The 17,306-nt window shown below is 57.9% G+C and carries 15 protein-coding genes; 6 read left to right on the plus strand and 9 right to left on the minus strand.

Annotation, left to right across the window (positions count from 1 at the left end; genetic code table 11):
* From mnmE to rpmH, 4 genes are all read right to left on the minus strand, one after another.
* Complete coding sequence (mnmE, locus tag HUJ17_RS09780; RefSeq protein WP_290510519.1) at positions 1-1,383, minus strand: tRNA uridine-5-carboxymethylaminomethyl(34) synthesis GTPase MnmE; 1,383 nt, start codon at positions 1,381-1,383, stop codon at positions 1-3.
* A gap of 95 nt (positions 1,384-1,478) precedes the next feature.
* Positions 1,479-3,215 (minus strand): membrane protein insertase YidC, encoded by a 1,737-nt coding sequence (yidC, locus tag HUJ17_RS09785; protein ID WP_290510520.1) that lies wholly within the window; start codon positions 3,213-3,215, stop codon positions 1,479-1,481.
* 40 nt (positions 3,216-3,255) lie between these two features.
* Entirely contained in the window at positions 3,256-3,621 is a 366-nt protein-coding gene (gene rnpA / locus HUJ17_RS09790; protein ID WP_290510521.1) for a ribonuclease P protein component, read from the minus strand.
* Between the two features lie 38 nt (positions 3,622-3,659).
* Positions 3,660-3,794 (minus strand): 50S ribosomal protein L34, encoded by a 135-nt coding sequence (rpmH, locus tag HUJ17_RS09795; RefSeq protein WP_011590025.1) that lies wholly within the window; start codon positions 3,792-3,794, stop codon positions 3,660-3,662.
* A 596-nt stretch (positions 3,795-4,390) separates the two neighbouring features.
* On the opposite strand from rpmH, the gene dnaA reads away from it, so the two are divergent.
* The 5 genes from dnaA to HUJ17_RS09820 all read left to right on the plus strand — a co-directional run bounded on the left by dnaA (position 4,391) and on the right by HUJ17_RS09820 (position 11,373).
* Positions 4,391-5,800: a chromosomal replication initiator protein DnaA gene (dnaA, locus tag HUJ17_RS09800; protein WP_290510522.1), complete on the plus strand. Its 1,410-nt coding sequence runs from the start codon at positions 4,391-4,393 to the stop codon at positions 5,798-5,800.
* A gap of 90 nt (positions 5,801-5,890) precedes the next feature.
* Positions 5,891-6,991, plus strand: a complete 1,101-nt coding sequence (gene dnaN, locus HUJ17_RS09805; RefSeq protein ID WP_290510523.1) for a DNA polymerase III subunit beta — start codon at positions 5,891-5,893, stop codon at positions 6,989-6,991.
* 266 nt (positions 6,992-7,257) lie between these two features.
* Positions 7,258-8,367, plus strand: a complete 1,110-nt coding sequence (gene recF / locus HUJ17_RS09810) for a DNA replication/repair protein RecF (protein ID WP_290510524.1) — start codon at positions 7,258-7,260, stop codon at positions 8,365-8,367.
* A 9-nt stretch (positions 8,368-8,376) separates the two neighbouring features.
* On the plus strand, positions 8,377-10,794 hold the full coding sequence (gene gyrB / locus HUJ17_RS09815) for a DNA topoisomerase (ATP-hydrolyzing) subunit B (RefSeq protein ID WP_290510525.1): 2,418 nt from the start codon (positions 8,377-8,379) through the stop codon (positions 10,792-10,794).
* A 360-nt stretch (positions 10,795-11,154) separates the two neighbouring features.
* On the plus strand, positions 11,155-11,373 hold the full coding sequence (locus tag HUJ17_RS09820; protein ID WP_290510526.1) for a hypothetical protein: 219 nt from the start codon (positions 11,155-11,157) through the stop codon (positions 11,371-11,373).
* Positions 11,374-11,448: 75 nt separating this feature from the next.
* Here the strand turns inward: HUJ17_RS09820 and HUJ17_RS09825 are convergent, their stop codons facing one another.
* The 5 genes from HUJ17_RS09825 to glyQ form a co-directional block, all read right to left on the minus strand.
* Positions 11,449-11,808, minus strand: coding sequence for an H-NS histone family protein (locus tag HUJ17_RS09825; protein WP_290510527.1), 360 nt, complete (start codon positions 11,806-11,808; stop codon positions 11,449-11,451).
* Positions 11,809-11,918: 110 nt separating this feature from the next.
* The gene (locus HUJ17_RS09830) at positions 11,919-12,647 is read right to left on the minus strand and encodes a lysophospholipid acyltransferase family protein (RefSeq protein ID WP_290510528.1); all 729 of its coding nucleotides are present in this window, start codon (positions 12,645-12,647) and stop codon (positions 11,919-11,921) included.
* A 2-nt stretch (positions 12,648-12,649) separates the two neighbouring features.
* Positions 12,650-13,192: a D-glycero-beta-D-manno-heptose 1,7-bisphosphate 7-phosphatase gene (gene gmhB / locus HUJ17_RS09835; RefSeq protein ID WP_290510529.1), complete on the minus strand. Its 543-nt coding sequence runs from the start codon at positions 13,190-13,192 to the stop codon at positions 12,650-12,652.
* Between the two features lie 294 nt (positions 13,193-13,486).
* Complete coding sequence (gene glyS / locus HUJ17_RS09840; RefSeq protein ID WP_290510530.1) at positions 13,487-15,559, minus strand: glycine--tRNA ligase subunit beta; 2,073 nt, start codon at positions 15,557-15,559, stop codon at positions 13,487-13,489.
* Entirely contained in the window at positions 15,559-16,551 is a 993-nt protein-coding gene (glyQ, locus tag HUJ17_RS09845) for a glycine--tRNA ligase subunit alpha (protein ID WP_103917287.1), read from the minus strand. Before glyQ ends, glyS begins: the two co-directional genes overlap by 1 nt.
* A gap of 201 nt (positions 16,552-16,752) precedes the next feature.
* On the opposite strand from glyQ, the gene HUJ17_RS09850 reads away from it, so the two are divergent.
* On the plus strand, positions 16,753-17,306 hold a 554-nt coding region (locus HUJ17_RS09850; protein ID WP_290510531.1), incomplete at its 3' end, for a YafY family protein.

Here is a 17,306-nt window from a genome sequence, read left to right on the forward strand (position 1 = left end):
TTATTTGCCGATACAGAAAGAAGAGAAAATCCGCCCCAGCAGATCATCCGCAGTAAAGGCGCCGGTGATTTCTTCCAGGGCTTTCTGGGCAGCGCGCAGGTCTTCGGCCAGCAGTTCGCCGGCGGCGTGATCGTGCAATTGCTGCTCGCCCTTGTCCAGGGCGGCCAGGGCCTGCTCCAGGGCAGTGATATGGCGGCGGCGGGCAGAAAAGCGGCTCTGGCCCTCGCCCTGCCCCATGCCTTTAAAACCGGCAGCGGCTTTCAGGTGTTCGCGCAGCTCGGGTAGCCCGTCGCCGGTGGCGGCGGAAATCACGAAGCTGCCGTTATCCCGGGGGCCGGGGGACATACCGGACAGGTCAGCCTTGTTGAGCACCACTGTCACCGGTAAATCCAGGTTTTCCAGTTGCTGCTGGCTCTGCGGCAACAAGCTGTGGATATCTTGTGGATTAACATCACCATCACGGGAGTCCACCATCACCAGCAACCGGTCGGCTTTTTTCATTTCCGCATAGGCCCGGCGGATCCCCTCCTGCTCCACCACGTCGGCGCTGTCACGCAGGCCGGCGGTGTCGATCAGGTTAAGGGGCATGCCGTCGAGTTGGATGGCTTCACGCAATACATCCCGGGTGGTGCCGGCAATATCAGTAACAATGGCGGCATCGAATCCGGCCAAGGCATTCATCAGGGAAGACTTGCCGGCGTTGGGTTTACCGGCGATCACCAGGGTCATGCCCTCCCGTACCAGGCGCCCCTGATTGGCTTCCTCCAGCACCCGCTGACATTGTGCGCGAAGGTCGCGCAGATCACCGGCCACCTTGCCGTCGGAAAGAAAATCGATTTCCTCTTCCGGGAAATCGATGGCCGCCTCCACATAGATGCGCAGCCCGATCAATTCCTCCACCAGGCGATTTACCTGGTCGGAAAAAACACCCTGCAGGGAATGCAGGGCGGCCCGGGCCGACGCGCTGGTACCCGCATCGATCAGGTCGGCGATGGCTTCGGCCTGGGTGAGATCCATCTTGTCGTTGAGAAATGCCCGCTGGGAGAACTCCCCGGCTTGGGCCTGTCGGGCCCCGGCGGCAATGCAGGCCGCCACCAGCATGTCCAGGATCACCGGGCCGCCGTGGCCCTGCAGCTCCACCACGTCTTCACCGGTAAAGGAATGGGGGGCCGGGAAGGCAATAACCAACCCCTCATCGATAACCTCGCCATCTGCATCCCTGAATCTGGCGAAATGAGCCATTCGAGGAGTTAGCGAGCGATCACCAACAATCTTGCCCGCGATATCTTCTGCATGGGGCCCTGACAGACGCACCACACCAACCCCACCTCGACCGGGCGCCGTGGCAATCGCAACAATGGTGTCCTGGGCAGTATTCGACATGAAGTGATTCTGAAAAATCGGAAAGGTGCATCAGCATAAAACAAAACCGGCCGGGAAATCCCGGCCGGCTTGCAAAGAACAGAGGCGCGAGCCCGTTATCCTTCGTTTTCGATCTTGCGGGTAATCACCCACTGTTGGGCAATGGACAGCAGGTTGTTGGTCAGCCAGTACAGCACCAGACCCGCCGGGAACCACAGCATGAAGACGGAGAACACCACCGGCATCCACTTCATTACCTGGGCCTGCATGGGATCCGCCGGGGTTGGATTCAAACGAGTCTGCAGGAACATGGAAGCCCCCATCAGAATCGGCAGCACGAAGTAAGGATCCATTACTGACAGGTCATTGATCCACAGGAAGAATGGCGCCTGTCGCAGCTCCACGGACTCCAGCAGCACATAATACAGGGCAATGAACACCGGCATCTGAACCAGCATGGGCAAACAACCACCCAGCGGGTTGATCTTTTCGCGCTGGAAAAGCTTCATGGTTTCCATCTGCGCTTTCTGCCGATCGTTCTTGTTCTGCTCCTTGATGCGCTGCATCTCCGGCGCCACCTTGCGCATTTTCGCCATGGAGCGATAACTGGTGGCACTGAGCTTGAAGAAGATCGCCTTGATGATGAAGGTCAGCAGGATGATCGCCACACCCCAGTTGGCCACACCGGCACCGATGTCGATATCCATGCCGAACACGGACACTTCACCGCTCTGCAGGAACACCAACAGCGCAAAGATGGGCTGGGAAATAAACCACAGCCAGCCGTAGTCCACCGTCATGTTGAGACCGGGGCTGATGGCTTCCAGTTTGTCCTGCTGTTTGGGGCCGGCATAGAACTCGGCGTACAACACTTTCTCTTCACCGGGCGCCACCTTGACGGTGGGCGACACGAAGCGCAGCAGGTACTGGCCGCGCTTTTTCAGATGAACGCTGGAGTAATGGTTCTTTTGCTGGGCATCCGGCACCCAGGCAGACACGAAGTAGTGCTGCGCCATGGCCACCCAGCCGCCCTGTACTGTCAGGTCCAGCGGGCTTTCCGCCATGTCTTCAAAATCGAGTTTGTTGTAGGGCTTCTCATTGTCCCAGTAAGCGCCGCCCAGATAGGTGGGCATGGGAATAAAGCCACTGTTGGACAGGCCGGGGTCATCACTGCCATCACGCTTGATCTGACCATACAAGGCACCGGACCACTCGCTGTTGCCCTGGTTGCGAACAATATGGCTGACACGAACCAGATAGCTGCCACGCTCGAAGGTGAAACGCTTGACCAGCTCGGCGCCATTGTCTTGGCGCAGGGTCAGGTCCACATTCAGTTCCTGGCTGCCTTCATCCAGCTGGTAGCTTTGCTCGGCCGCACTCCACAACGGACGGCCGGCACTGGAATCAGTGCCGTCCTTGCCAATCAGGCCACTCTGGGCCACATAGGTACGACTGGCATCCTGTTCGAGCAGGACAAAGGGCTGGTCCGGTGTCTCCACGTGACGGGGGAACTCGGGCAGCGCCAACCGCACGATATCGCCCCCCTGAGGGTCGATTTCCACACGTAGTACATCAGTGCTGACACGGATGCGCTCCTGTCTGGCAGTGGCATCGGCAGAGTCGGAAGAAGGCGCTTCGGCTCGCTCTGCCTGTGCAGAGGGAATGCCGTTGTCAGCAGTTTCAGCCTGAGGTTCAGGAAGGTCGAGCCCGTCGTCATTGCCTTGCGTGCTTGGAGCAATGTCTTCAACGGCAGTCGGCTGGGTCGGGTTGGCATAATCCTGTTGCCAGGCCTGAATCATCAGGTAGGAAACGATGGCAATGCCGGTAATTACTAGGGCGCGCTGGATTTCCATAACAGGCTATTCTGTGGCGTGAAAAACGGGCCGCAGTTTCTCAAGCTTGCCCGCACTTAGCAAGCAGCTTGTCGAATAGCTTGCCAAGCTGGTCAGTGACCTCGGCCGGATCCGGGTGATCAATACGTCCGCGCACCAGCAGGATAATGTCCAGCCCAGCCAGTTGTTGCTGGCGTAACCGGAACTGTTCCCGGGCTCTGCGCTTGACGCAGCCACGGTCTACAGCCCGCTTGGCACGTTTGCGGCCAATCACCAGCCCCAGTCGGGGCAGAGCCTGCTGGTTCGGACAGGCCAACAGCAGAAACGCCGCATTGCCCACCTTCCATTTGGAGTGGTCGAATACGGTCTGATATTGGGGTCCGGTAAGAAGTCTGTGCTGGCGGGTAAAAGCCTGGGTTGTCGGCACTGTTACCTCAGCCAGGAGGGCAGAGTAAAACGGTTGGCTCAGGCAGCCAACCGCTTACGACCCTTGGCACGACGAGCGGCCAGGATTTTGCGACCGTTTTTGGTCGCCATGCGAGCACGGAAACCGTGGGCACGTTTGCGCTTGAGTACGCTGGGCTGAAATGTGCGTTTCATGGTGTCTTCCCCATGGAATGAGACATCAATTAGAAGGCCGGCAAGTCTAGGGAAAGCGAAATGCCCTGTCAATCGGCTTTTCAAGCATGTGCAAAGCGGGCTGGAGAGAACTGTTAATAGAACTTAAATATTTAAATGTTTTTAGTAGTAGTAGTTATTATAGGGGACGCGACTTTTGTGGATAAGCATTAAAAACCGTTAAATATCAAATGGTTGCGCCGTTGATAACTTGCGTACCATTGTGTGTAAGTACTGGGGACGAGCGGGGGACGAGCTGTCATTAAATGTGGGTATAAGTTGTCCCTCCAGTTGTCCACCGGGTTGTGCCTGCATCCCCGCACAGGGTTATGGTCCTAGTTATCCACAGAAATAAAGCCAGAAAAATACCCGCTGTCCTGTGGATAGTTATTGCGAGGAGGGGGTAGAATGACGGGCTCGATTGCGGTTCATTGACCGAATTTTCATTCAGTTCATAAAAGACGATTCAGGGCCCCGGGTGCCGCTGGACTGTGATTCCTGTCGCGGTCGGGCCCCTTCGTTCTTCTGCGCCTATGGCCCGGAAGCACGGTATCGTTTCAGGATAATAAGGCGTGTGCGTGTCTGAAGAGCTCTGGCAACGCTGCCTGACTCGACTCGAGGATGAGTTGCCGTCACAGCAGTACAACATGTGGATACGGCCATTACAGGTGGCTGCATCTGCGGATGGCGCCGAGCTGACGCTGTTTGCTCCCAACCGGTTTGTGGTGGACTGGGTTCGCGACAAGTACATGGACCGCATCGGCGAGGTGCTGGGCGAGTTGCAGAGCGGGGCTCTGCCCCAGTTGCGCCTGGAGGTCGGATCCAGTCGCATGCCGGCACCGCCGGCCCAGTCGTCTTCCTCTGCCCCTGTCAGCGCCGCTACGCCCTCTTCCGGCCATATGCGCACACCCGAGCTGGCAGAGAGCAAACCCCAGCCCACGGAGCTGGGAGGCGCCCGCAAACATCGCAGCAACCTCAATACCGGTTTCACCTTTTCTACCTTTGTGGAAGGCAAGTCCAACCGCATGGCTGCTGCGGCTGCCCAACAGGTAGCGGAGAACCCGGCCAGCCATGGCTACAACCCCCTGCTGTTGTACGGCGGCGTGGGCCTGGGCAAGACCCACCTGATGCACGCTGTCGGCAATGAGTTGCTGCGACGCAACCCCAACGCCAAGGTGGTCTACCTGCACAGTGAGCGTTTTGTGGCAGACATGATCTCCGCCCTGCGCAACAAGACCATCAACGAGTTCAAGCGCTTCTATCGCTCGGTGGATGCCCTGCTGATTGACGATATTCAATTTTTTGCAGGTAAGGAGCAGTCACAGGAGGAGTTCTTCCATACCTTCAATGCGCTGCTGGAAAATGGCCAGCAGATCATTCTCACCTGTGACAAGTTTCCCAAGGAAGTGGACGGCCTGGAGGAGCGACTCAAGAGCCGGTTCGGCTGGGGGTTGTCCCAGCCCATGGAACCGCCGGAGCTGGAAACCCGGGTGGCGATTCTGAAAAAGAAGGCGGAAGAAGCCAAGGTGGATCTCCCCAATGACGCGGCCTTCTTTATTGCGCAACGAATCCGTTCTAATGTACGGGAACTGGAGGGGGCGTTGCGCCGGGTGATTGCCCATGTGCGTTTCACCGGTGCGCAGATTGATATCGGCCTGATCAAGGAAGCGTTGAAGGATCTGATTGCCCTGCAGGCACGGCAGATCAGTATCGACAATATTCAGCGTGTGGTGGCCGAATACTACAAGATCAAGATCAACGACCTGCTCTCCCCGCGGCGGACCCGCTCGGTGGCGAGACCGCGGCAGGTGGCAATGGCTTTGTCGAAGGAACTGACCAGCCACAGTCTGCCCGAGATCGGTGAAAATTTTGGTGGCCGTGATCACACCACCGTGCTGCATGCCTGTCGCAAGGTCTTGCAGCTGCGGGAATCCAATCCGGAAATCGAGGAAGATTATCAGAGCCTGTTACGGACGCTGACGTCCTGATGGGGAAGTCCGGCCGGGTGGCCGGTTCTGTATACAGTAAAGGAAGGGGCTGGGAGCCTCTGGCCCAAATAACCAGAACGGGAAAGCGCGATGAAATTCTCAATCAATAGAGAACAACTGCTCAAGCCCCTGCAACAGGTGGCCGCAGTGGTGGAAAAACGGCAGACCCTGCCGGTGCTGTCCAATGTCCTGCTGGAAGTGGGTGATGGACAGCTTTCCATGACCGGCACCGATCTGGAGCTGGAGCTGGTGGCTCGCCTGCCCCTGGAAGGGGAGCACCAGGCCGGAGAAACCACAGTGCCGGCCCGCAAGCTGGTGGATATTGCCAAGAGCTTGCCGGCGGAAGCCGACATCCGTTTCGAAGTGGATGGCGAGCGCATGCTGGTCCGTTCCGGTCGCAGCCGTTTCACCCTCTCTACCCTGCCTGCTTCCGAGTTTCCCAATCTGGAAGAAGATGCCGCTGGTTCCAGCCTGGATATTCAGCCGGGTGTGTTGCGTGGCCTGATTGATCGCACCGCCTTCTCCATGGCCCAGCAGGATGTACGCTATTACCTCAATGGCATGCTGTTCGAACTGAAGCCGGGGCGCCTTCGCGCCGTCGCCACGGATGGTCACCGCCTGGCGCTGTGTGATGCGGAGCTGGATGTGCCGGTGGAAGAGGCTTCCGTGATACTGCCGCGCAAAGGGGTCATGGAGCTGTCCCGTATCCTTGGTGATGCTGGCGAAAATGCTCGCCTGACCGTGGGTCGCAACCATGTCCGTATCGTGGTGGGTGCGATCACCTTTACCTCCAAGCTGGTGGACGGCAAGTTTCCCGAGTACGACCGGGTGATTCCCAAGGAAGGCTCGCGCACCATCATTGCCGACCGGGAAACCCTGCGCCAGGCTCTGGCTCGGGTGGCGATCCTGTCCAATGAGAAATACCGGGGTGTGAGGGTGCAGCTGTCCGAAGGCAGCCTGCGTATCGTGGCCAACAACCCGGAACAGGAAGAAGCGGAAGAGGAAGTGTCCGTGGACTTCAATGGCCAGCCCCTGGAAATTGGCTTCAACGTGAGCTATCTGCTGGACGTGCTCAACACCATGGCCGGCACTCAGGCGGAGCTGGAAATGGGCGACAGCAACAGCAGTGCTCTGGTGTTGGATCCGGAGAGCAAGGCGGCCCTGTATGTGGTCATGCCCATGCGGTTGTGATTCGCGGTCCTTGCGCTCCCCAAAATACCCGGCCGTCGCGCCGGGTATTTTTTTGCCTCGGATAAGCCGCCTGCGGAAAGCATTGTTGCCATTGTGGGTGCAGAGCTCGCAGGGGTGAGAATCCTTTGCGAATGAACTTGCTGCCCTCTGTGGTGGAAACCGCCTTTGGCATCATCGCCCCTGCCCTCTCCCTGAGCTACAATCGGTGCAGTCATTTCTTGCCGCTGCGGCGGCTTCCCTCGATTGGTTTGGGTGGATTCCTTTCTATGTTGAGCCGTCTCCAGCTCGGAGATTTTCGCAATTACCGTCAGTTGGATATTGCCCTCTCCCCTTCCCTTAATGTGATTCTTGGTGATAACGGGAGTGGCAAGACCAGCCTGCTGGAAGCCATCTATTTCATTGGTAGCGGTGGACGATCCTTTCGGGGTGGCAGATTGTCGCGGCTGGTCCGGGACGGTGCGCCGGCAGCTACCCTCTATGCGGAAGTCCTGACGGGGAGCAAGAGCCATCGGCTGGGGGTGCGTCGCACGCCTGGTGGCATAGATGCTATCAAGTTGAATGGTGAAACCCCGAAAGCCCTCAGCGAGGTGGCAGGCCTGTTGCCGGTTCTGGCTCTGCACCCCACCTCGGTGGAGCTGGTTTTCGGTTCCTCTGCCCTGCGCCGGCGTTTCATGGACTGGGGAATGTTCCACGTGGAACATGAATTTATGCCGGTATGGCGCACGGCTTCAGCGGCCCTGAAGCAGCGAAACGCCCTGCTGCGTACCGGGCGTCCGAACCCCCGTGAACTGGGGTTTTGGGACCAGCAACTGGCGCAGACTTCTGATAGAATCGAAGGGTTACGCCGTCGCTATCTGCAAGCCCTGCAGACAGGGCTGGATACGGTGTTGTCTTGTCTGGCGCCGGAACTGAAAATTCGGGTCCAGCTACAGACGGGACTACAAAAAGACGAGAGCTATGCCGATGCCCTGTCGCGCCTTCGCCCGGACGATATCCGGCGAGGGTTCAGCCAGGCGGGGTTTCATCGCAGCGATATTCGTATCGAAACCCGGGGAGTGGTGGCGAGAGATCGCCTTTCCCGGGGCCAGGCCAAGCTGGTTGCCTATGGCCTGGTGCTGGCTCAGCTGCCATTAATCAGCCAGGCAGGAAAAGTCTGTACCCTGCTGGTGGATGATCTCGCGGCGGAGCTGGACGAAGAACATCGTAATCAGATGCTGGGCTATCTGGCCTCTACGGGGCACCAGACCCTGATTACTGCACTGGATCAGCCCCAATGGGAAGCTGTAGTGCAACAGAATAAAGCGTTACGGGCGATCGAGAGCAAAATGTTCCACGTGGAACATGGCCAACTTCGGCCCCTCACCGGGAGTGAATAAGGAAATACCATGGCGGAGAAAAATTACGATTCATCCAGCATTAAGGTGCTGAAAGGGTTGGACGCCGTTCGCAAGCGCCCTGGCATGTACATCGGGGATACGGATGATGGCACTGGCCTGCACCATATGGTCTTCGAGGTGGTGGATAATTCCATCGACGAGGCGTTGGCTGGCTTCTGTTCCGAGATCAAGGTGGTTATCCACCCTGATGAATCAGTGTCCGTCCAGGACAATGGCCGGGGTATTCCCGTGGACATGCACGAAGAAGAGGGTGTGTCCGCTGCCGAAGTAATCATGACTGTGCTTCACGCCGGGGGGAAATTCGACGATAACACCTACAAGGTGTCCGGCGGTCTCCATGGTGTGGGTGTTTCCGTGGTGAATGCGCTCTCTGAAGAGCTGAAGTTGACCATTCGCCGTAACGGCCAGGTTCATGAACAGATCTACCGCCATGGTGTCCCCGCCATGCCGTTGGATGTGGTGGGCACTACCGATACCAGCGGTACCGCCATTCACTTCCGCCCTTCCGCAGAAACCTTCACTAATATCAAATTCCATTACGATATTCTGGCCAAACGTCTGCGCGAGTTGAGCTTCCTGAACTCCGGCGTACGTATCCACCTGCTGGATGAGCGCAACGGTGAAGAAGACATATTCGAATATGAAGGCGGGCTGAGCGCCTTTGTCAGCTACCTGAATGAAAACAAGACCCCGCTGAACCAGGTGTTCCACTTCCAGTTTGACCGGGAAGAGGACGGCATTGCCGTTGAAGTGGCCATGCAGTGGAACGATTCCTACCAGGAAAACCTGTTCTGCTTTACCAACAACATTCCCCAGCGGGATGGTGGTACCCACCTGGCCGGGTTCCGGGCTGCCCTCACCCGTACCCTGAACAGCTATATGGAAAAGGAAGGCCTGCTCAAGAAGGAAAAGGCCAACCCTACCGGTGATGATGCCCGTGAAGGCCTCACCGCAGTGATTTCCGTGAAGGTGCCGGATCCCAAGTTTTCCAGCCAGACCAAAGACAAGCTGGTGTCTTCCGAAGTGAAAAGCGCAGTCGAACAGACCATGGGCGAGCTGTTCCAGGATTATCTGCTGGAAAATCCCCAGGAAGCCAAGGCCATTTCCTCGAAGATCATCGATGCGGCTCGTGCCAGGGATGCGGCGCGCAAGGCCCGGGAAATGACTCGCCGTAAAGGAGCGCTGGATATTGCCGGCCTGCCGGGCAAACTGGCGGACTGTCAGCAGAAAGACCCTGCTCTCTCTGAACTCTATATTGTGGAGGGTGATTCTGCGGGGGGCTCTGCCAAACAGGGCCGAGACCGCAAGAATCAGGCGATCCTGCCGCTGAAGGGCAAGATCCTCAACGTGGAAAAGGCCCGTTTCGACAAGATGCTCTCCTCCCAGGAAGTGGGCACCCTGATCACGGCCCTGGGCTGTGGGATCGGCCGTGATGAATACAATGTGGAAAAACTCCGCTACCACCGCATCATCATCATGACGGATGCGGACGTGGATGGTTCCCACATCCGCACCCTGTTGCTCACCTTCTTCTTCCGTCAGATGCCGGAGCTGATTGAGCGAGGCTATATCTACATTGCGCAGCCGCCGCTCTACAAGGTCAAGAAAGGGAAGCAGGAAACCTATCTCAAGGACGACATGGCCATGGAGGAGTATCTGACCACCCTGGCCCTGGAAAAAACCGCCATGTATCCAGGTGACGATGCGCCACCAATCAGTGGAGAGCCCCTGGCCAACCTGATTGCGGAATACCGTAATGTGATGAAAATCGTCGATCGCCAGTCTCGGGTGTTCCCGAAGGAAGTGCTGGAGCAGATGATCTACATGCCTTCGGTGAGCGAAGAAGGCCTGAAAGATCAGGCGGGCATGGAAGATTGGTGCCAGATGCTGGGTAAGCGGGTTGATGCCATCACCGACGCCACCCAGACCTTTACCATCACTGCAGTCCGGGATGAGGAACGGGGCCTGTACCTGCCACGTGTGCAAGTACTCGCTCACGGTGTGCCTCGCGAATATCGGGTTACTCTGGATTTCCTGCAATCGCCGGACTACCAGAAAATCAAGGCACTGGGGGAAACCCTGGAAGGCCTGCTGGCCGCGGATGCCTATATTCAGCGTGGCGAGACCCAGCGCCCCATTCGCCATTTTGCCGACGCCCTGGATTGGCTGATGCTACAGGCCCGCCGCGGTACCAGTTTCCAGCGCTACAAGGGGCTGGGTGAAATGAACGCGGAGCAGCTGTGGGAAACCACCATGGATCCGGAAAGCCGTCGTATGCTGCAGGTGACCATCGAGGACGCCATCGCTGCAGACCAGATCTTTACCTGCCTGATGGGTGATGATGTGGATCCGCGTCGGAAGTTTATCGAGTCCAATGCGCTTCAGGTATCCAACCTGGATGTCTGATACTGCGTAGTTTTTATTGCAACGGAAAAGGAAAAGGGGCCGTCTGGCCCCTTTTCTGTTTCGCCCTGCCCTCCTCTCTTCCCCCCTCTTTCGTTTTTTCCGCCGTTATTCCGGATCGTTGTCTGCAATCGTAAAAGCTGCCATGAACAGTATTCAATTTGTAACTATCTGCGTGTAGTTTGTAAGCATAACAGGCGTAGCATTAGCTGAACTGGCGTTCATGATTGTCAGTGCCCCTGGCCGCCGAACAAAGATGTTGTGAATTATCCGGACTCTCTTTGACCGGACTGTCCGCTGCTATCTGGCGGCAATGTGAGGACCGGTAGAACCTCTCTGGTGATTAGGGATGAAAGGAGTCGCATGGTGAAAAAGGAAAAGGGTTATCGCAGCCACAAGCGTCCTGCAAAGCGGGGTACCTGGACAAACCTGTTTAGGCAGTTGCCGTTGACGGGTATCACTGGCCTGCTGCTATTGGCAATGTTGACGATATTGATTCCGGCCTGTCAGGGAATCACGGCATCGGTTGGTCAGGAAGGAACATTGCCGAACAACCGGCTACCGGCGGCGTTAAGGGGGTAACCTGGAATCAGCACATAAAAAAAGCGAACCCTAACGGTTCGCTTTTTTTGTCGCGTATTGAGTCAACGTTGTTGTTTACTCGACCGCGAAATCTTCCAGCTTGGCGCCCTTTTCCAGTGCGCCTTGCAGCCACAACGGACGCTTGCCACGGCCGGTCCAGGTGTTGCTGCTGTCGCTCGGGTCGCGGTATTTTACCTTGGCCGGACGACGCACACCGGTTTTTTTCTTGGCGGCTTTCTTGCGGGTGGCTTTCTTTTTGCCGGCGGTGTCCTTCAGCAATGCTTCCGGAGAAACGCCCAGATCCTTGGCCATCTTCTCAAGTACCGCCTGGGCATTCTTCAGCTCAGCCTTGCGTTTCTTGTCCAGTGCGGATTCTGCTTGCTTGATCAGTTTTTCCAGTTCATCAACGGAAAGTTCATCAAGATTAATGCTCATTGAGTAGCCCTTGTTATCGATGATTAACAGCGGCACAAACTCTAGTTATTTTACCGGGCAAAGGCAATTAAACTCGTGGCAGATAAATAATAAAAAACGATTTGAATCGCTTATCCAGGATAATGCTGGTGAATCCACTTTTCTGCTTCTTCGGTAATGACCTTTGCCTTTTTTCCATCACTGTTAATCGGTGGGCTGATACGAAGGGTAATGGTGCCCGGCAGGCGCATCCAGGAACGGGCCGGCCAACAGTTTCCACTGTTATGGCTGATCGCCACCACCGGCACACCGGCCTGGCAAGCCAGCATGGAACCACCGTGATTGAATTTCCCCAGGGTGCCCGGAGCCTGACGGGTTCCTTCCGGGTAAATGACCACGGGAATGCCCTGCCCCAGTCGTTGCTTTCCCTGTTGCAACACGGATTTTAACGCCGCACTGCCGTTACGCCGATTGATGGTAATGGGTTTGAGCAATGCCAGACCCCAACCAAAAAAAGGCAGCCACAGTAACTCGCGTTTCAGAACCGTGGCCTGGGGGCTGATCAGCAACTGCATATAGAAGGTTTCAAAACTGCTCTGGTGATTTGCCAGTACCACGAAGGCGCCGGGGGGGAGATTGTCCTGACCTTCCACCTTTATACGAACGCCATTGAGGTGTTTCAGCAACCACATGGCAAACCGGGTCCACAGGTTAACGAATTGATACCGGCGTCGGTAAGGCAGGAAGGGACCGATCAGAACACAGAAAAAACTGTGGATAATGCCAGCCAGGTTATACAGCACGAAGAAGAGGACGCTGCGGATCTTGATCGACAGCGAGTAATGCGTGTGCTGGGTCATGCCTAATCCTTCAATATATTATCCGTAAAATCGGCCAGCGAATGATAAACGTCCACCTGACCCAGTGTGGCGGGCAAACCCTTGTCCTGTGTTTTTAATCCCTTGCCGGTTAATACCAGTACCGGTTTGCAACCCCGGGCGACCCCGGCTTCCAGGTCCCGTAGGCTATCACCAATCAGGGGTGCGCCGGTGACATCGCCATACTCGGTAACAATCTGGTCGATCAGGCCGGGAGCCGGTTTTCGGCAGAGGCAACCGTCATCCGGTCCGTGGGGACAATAAAAGATCTTGCCCATCTCTCCACCGGCGTCACGGACCAGCTCCGTCAGACGTTCATGCATGGCATCCAGTGTTGCCTCCGTGAAATAGCCACGGGCAATACCGGATTGGTTGGTGGCTACCACTACGGTATAGCCTGCCCGGCTGAGCCGGGCAATGGCGTCAATGCTGCCCGGCAGGGGAATCCACTCGTCCAGGGTCTTGATATAGGCGTCAGAGTCTTCGTTGATGACACCGTCGCGGTCGAGGATGATGAGGTTGTTCATTGCTAGACCTTATGACTTCGCCGTAGGAGCGTCGCTCGCGGCGCGATAAAAGACCTGGATCAAAAGCATTTTTACCACAGAGGGCTTAGAGGTCACTGAGGAAAAGAAGAGTTTTAAACTCTGCATGCTCTGTGGCCTCAGTGGTTAATATCGCTTTTCAGGCTTTTGGGTTTATGTACTTCGTTCCGGTTCCCGCCGCGAGCGACCGCGCCTACGGCGGGTTATAAACAAAGGCCGCAGTAACTGCGGCCTCGGTTTAACGTGTATGCGTCCCGGGTTTGGCGTGCCAGCGCTTCATTCCTGCAGCAGACTGATATCTGCCACATTCAGGAACAGGTCGCGCAGGAAGGCCAACAGCGCCAGACGGTTATTGCGTACGGCCTGGTCGTCCGCCATCACCATGACGGTGTCGAAGAACGCATCCACCGGTTCACGCAGTTCGGCCAGCATTTCCAGCACGCCCTGGTAGTCACCTTTTTCCAGCAGCGGTTCGGACTGCTCGTAGCTGGCCACCACCAGGTTGGTGAGGGTCTGCTCGGCCTCGTCTTCCAGCAATGCGCCGTCGATTTCCTCTGGCGGTGCCTGATCCAGCTTGGCGAGGATATTGGACACCCGCTTGTTGGCAGCCGCCAGCGCCTGGGCTTCTTCCCGGGGCTGGAAGGCAGCGACGGCTTTTACCCGGCGATCGAAATCCAGGGGCTTGCGGCAGGCGTCGTCGATGGCCAGCACCGACAGGATCACCGGCGTGGCAATGCCCTGCTCCTGGTAGATGGCCCGGTAGCGCCCCTTGATAAATTCGAAGGCTTCCGCGGCGTCGGCGCGGTTGATGCGCAGCTCCAGTTGATCACCGGCTTTTTCCAGCAGGTACTGCAGGTCCAGGTCCAGCTGGTTTTCGATGATGATGCGCAGCACCCCCAGGGTGGCCCGACGCAGGGCGTAGGGGTCCTTGGTGCCGCTGGGTTTCTGGCCGATACCGAAGATGCCCACCAGGGTATCGATCTTGTCGGCCAGAGACACGGCCATGCCGGTCTTGCTTTGCGGCAGCTTGTCGCCAGCGAAACGTGGCAGGTACTGTTCGTACAGCGCCTGGGCTACCTCGTCCGGCTGACCTTCCAGCCGCGCCAGATAGAAACCCATGATGCCCTGCATGGTGTCGAACTCGCCCACCATCTCGCTGTTCAGGTCGGCCTTGCTCAGTTCACCGGCCAGTTTTGCCTGTTCGGCATCGCCACCAATCTGCTCGGCGATAAGGGCGGCCAGGCCACCAATGCGGGCGCACTTGTCGGCCACGGTGCCCAGCTGCTGCTGGAACACCACATTGGCGAGCCCTTTGCCGTGCTGAGCCAGAGTCTTCTTGCAGTCGTTGTCGTAAAAGAAGGCCGCATCCGCCAGACGGGGACGAATCACCTTCTCGTTACCGTGGATCACCTGTTGGGCATCCTTGGACTGGATATTGCTGATGGTGATAAAGCGGGGCATCAGTTTGCCGTCGCCGTCCAGCACGGAGAAATACTTCTGGTGCTCTTCCATGGCGCTGATCAGGGCTTCCTGGGGCACACGCAGGAAGTCCTCATCGAAGCTACCCATCAGGGCCACGGGCCATTCCACCAGCGCGGTGACTTCGTCGAGCAGGTCCGGGTCGATCTGTGCGGCGCCGCCGGCTTCTTTGCCGGCGGCGATGGCCTGCTCTTCAATCATGGCCTTGCGGCGAGCAAAATCGGCGATCACATGACCGTCTTTTTCCATGCGTTCGGCGTACTCGCTGGCAGTGGTCAGCTCGATGGCGCCGGGGGCATGGAACCGATGGCCGTAACTGGTGCGGCCGGCCTGCAGATCCAGCAGCTCGAAAGGCACCACCTCGTCACCGAACAGGGCCACCAGCCAGTGAGCCGGGCGCACAAACTGTACCTTGCGTTTGCCCCAGCGCATGCGCTTGGGGATCGGCAGCTTCTGTACCGCCTGGGCAACGAAGTCGGGAATCAGCTCGGCGGCGGGTTTGCCCTTCTCGGTGATCTGGGCTACCAGGCGCTCCCCTTTTCCGGTGTCCTGGCGGTCCAACTGATCCACGCTCAGACCCAGAGAGGACGCAAACCCTTGCGCGGCCTTGGTGGGGTTACCGTCCTTGTCGAAGGCCGCCTGTACAGCCGGACCCTGGCGTTCGATATCGCGATCCGCCTGCTTGTCATCCAGGCCACGCACCAGCACAGCCAGACGACGTGGGGCGGCGAAGCTTTCTACCTCGCCATGGTTGAGGCCGGCTTCGTCCAGTTGGCGGACAAACTCTTCTGTCAGCGCCGCACTCAGTGTGGGCAGTGCCTTGGGGGGCAGTTCTTCGGTGCCCAGTTCAATCAGTAAATCCCGGGACATTATTGCTTCCCCTTCTTTTTGTCGGCCTGCTTTGCGGCCTTGTCATCCTGCTTTTTCAATTCCGTCTCCACTTCCTCGCGGATGCTGGCATCCGCCATGGGGAAGCCCAGCGAACGGCGCTTGTCGAAGTAGGCCTGGGCCACGGCCCGGGCCAGGGTGCGCACACGCAGAATAAAGCGCTGGCGTTCGGTGACGGAGATGGCCTTGCGGGCATCCAGCAGGTTGAAGGTGTGGGAGGCTTTCAGCACATACTCATAGGCGGGCAGCGGCAGGCCGGCCTCGATCAGTTTGGTGGATTCGCCCTCAAACAGGTCAAACTGCTTGAACAGCTCATCCACATTGGCGTGTTCGAAGTTGAACGTGGACATCTCGATTTCGTTCTGCAGGAACACATCGCCGTAGGTGACCTTGCCGAACGGACCATCGGACCACACCAGGTCGTAGACCGAATCCACGCCCTGGATATACATGGCCAGGCGTTCCAGACCGTAAGTGATCTCGCCGGTGACCGGGTAGCAGTCGATGCCGCCCACCTGCTGGAAGTAGGTGAACTGGGTCACTTCCATACCATTGAGCCACACTTCCCAGCCCAGACCCCAGGCACCCAGGGTGGGGGATTCCCAGTTGTCTTCCACAAAGCGGATATCGTGGACCAGCGGATCAAAGCCCAGCATGCGCAGGGAACCCAGATACAGTTCCTGGATATTGTCCGGCGACGGTTTCAGTACCACCTGGAACTGGTAATAGTGCTGCAGCCGGTTGGGGTTTTCCCCGTAGCGGCCGTCAGTGGGCCGGCGGGAAGGCTGCACATAGGCACTGTTCCAGTTTTCCGGGCCGATGGCGCGCAGGAAGGTGGCCGGGTGAAAGGTACCCGCGCCCACTTCCATATCCAGGGGTTGTACGACCACGCACCCCTGCTCGGCCCAGTACTGTTGCAGGGCCAGAATCAGGCCCTGGAATGTCATGATGTCCGTCTGCGGTTGTTCCGCCATGCTGAATCCCGTTGTTCGATTTCGATTTGCCCCAAAAAGCAGGCGCCAAGTATACCGGGCCGGCCGGGCCGGTGATACCGCTGGCCGGATGACTACTGACAGCAGGGTGTCAGGAGAGAACCGGTAGAATGACGCACCAGGCCGGCTCGGGTAATGTCGAAGGCCAGAGGGACATCACCAGCGTGATAACAGGGAAAGAGCATGCGACGCGCGGAACGCTTGTTTCAGATCGTGCAGATTATCGGTGCCAGCCAGTGGACTACTGCCCAGGCGTTGGCCGAGCGGTTGGGAGTATCGGAACGGACCATCTATCGGGATATCGATCACCTCTCCGCCAGTGGCGTGCCGGTCTATTCCCAGGCGGGCAAAGGCTATGCGTTGCTCGAGGGCTACCAGCTGCCGCCGCTGATGTTCAGCGTGGAGGAATGGCAGGCTCTGCTCACCGGCCTGGCCATGGCCCAGGGCTGGGCCGGTCAGCGCCAGGCAGAAGCGCTGCGTGCGGTGCAGGAAAAACTGGCCATGGCGGTGCCGGCCCAGTTGCGCGCCATGACGCCACCGGTGAGCGCCCCGCCGCTACCGGAGCGGCGCATGCTTGGCGCCATGCTGGATCCGCTGCAGCAGGCCATCGCCGAACGGGCCAAGGTGCGCCTGCATTACCGGGATCTGCAGGAGCAGCACAGCAAGCGGGTGATCTGGCCTCTGGGGCTGTACTTCTGGGGCCACTGCTGGACCCTGGCGGGCTGGTGTGAACTGCG

The organism is Alcanivorax sp. (assembly GCF_014762765.1).
In the GTDB taxonomy this organism is placed as follows: Bacteria; Pseudomonadota; Gammaproteobacteria; order Pseudomonadales; family Alcanivoracaceae; genus Alcanivorax.